This is a genomic window from Treponema sp. R6D11, from assembly GCF_054786075.1.
In genome coordinates, this window is record NZ_BDHD01000357.1 from 1 (window position 1) to 1,281 (window position 1,281).

Annotated in this window: 2 protein-coding genes; one reads left to right on the forward strand and one right to left on the reverse strand. The window is 41.3% G+C overall.

The window, feature by feature from the left end; translation table 11 throughout:
- Positions 1–35 precede the first annotated feature (35 nt).
- The gene (locus ACYVTD_RS13085; RefSeq protein ID WP_461248181.1) at positions 36–725 is read left to right on the forward strand and encodes a M48 family metallopeptidase; all 690 of its coding nucleotides are present in this window, start codon (positions 36–38) and stop codon (positions 723–725) included.
- 151 nt (positions 726–876) lie between these two features.
- On the opposite strand, the gene ACYVTD_RS13090 is transcribed toward ACYVTD_RS13085, so the two are convergent.
- A partial coding sequence (locus ACYVTD_RS13090) for a DUF2271 domain-containing protein (RefSeq protein ID WP_461248182.1) occupies positions 877–1,281 on the reverse strand: 405 nt, incomplete at its 5' end.

A 1,281-nucleotide genomic window follows, 5' to 3' on the forward strand; every position in this document is an offset into this window, starting at 1 on the left:
TTACTATATAGATATAATATTTTCAGGATAGCATAATGTTACTTACTGTTTCGGGCATATTAATTGATGTATCTAAAAAAAGCGTAAAGACTTTGCATCTTTATGTTAAACCGCCTAATGGGAAAGTAACGGTTTCCGCTCCGCTCTCTATGAGCAATGAAGAAATTGAACATTTTGTGCTTTCTAAAATCAGTTGGATTAAAAAACAGGTCGAAAAATTTGACGTTCAATCTCGTCAATCTAAGCGTAAATATGTTTCGGGCGAAACGCTGTATGTTTGGGGGAAACAGTACTATTTGCAAACAGCGTATGGGAGCAAAAATTCGCTTGTGTTGTCCGGCGATAAGGCAATTTTCACTGTCAGAAAAACAGCCACTACGGCACAACGTGAAAAATTTATTCGGGAGTGGTATCGTAAGCAGTTGAAAGGTGAAATAGAGCGGCTTCTTCCTAAATGGGAAAAAATTACAGGGTTAAAATGCAATAGTTGGCAAATAAAATATATGACTAGCCGTTGGGGAACTTGTAAGCCTAAAGCAAAAAAGATATGTCTGAATTTGCAACTTGCCAAAAAAACGCCTGAGTGTCTTGAATACATTATCCTGCATGAACTTGCTCACATTATGGAAAAATACCACAACGAGCGATTTAAATCGTTTGTAGGCAAGTATATGCCCAAGTGGAAAGAAATTAAGTCCGCACTTAACGAACAACCGCTTGACTAGACTTGTTCGGGAACCCGGTTGGTTCCCTCACAAGTCTTGCAGTTTTTCGGCTTACAGCCTCAAAACTGCTTTTTTAATAAAGTAGTTGTTCGGAAACTGAAGTTTCCGAACAACTCTATTTTTTAAAATAAAAAACAGCGTTGAAAATTCCCTACCGCAGAACTCGCACCTTTACATCTTTAATCATCGCGCGTTCAGCGGTTGCGTCTCCAACATACTCGACATTTACCTTAGGCGTCATTGCACCTTTGCCAAGAGAGATGGGCGCGCGGTAGTAAACTTGATTTTCCCAGCGTAGTGTTCCTTCAATAACCAGTACATAATCGCCGGTGGAAAGAGCCGCGCCTTTGCTGTCAGTGCCGTCCCATGTGAAGGTTACAGTTCCTGTCTGCGGCGTTGCAGAACTTACCGCGTCAATTTGGGCTTTTGTCAATTTTGAAGGGTCGGCTTTTTTTACCCACACGGGGATTGTTGCGGGTCTTTTGGCGTAACCGCCGTTAGCTGTCCATTTTGTAACATAAAGCGTCTTTATGTGTTTGCCTTCGGTGTCCTCTAT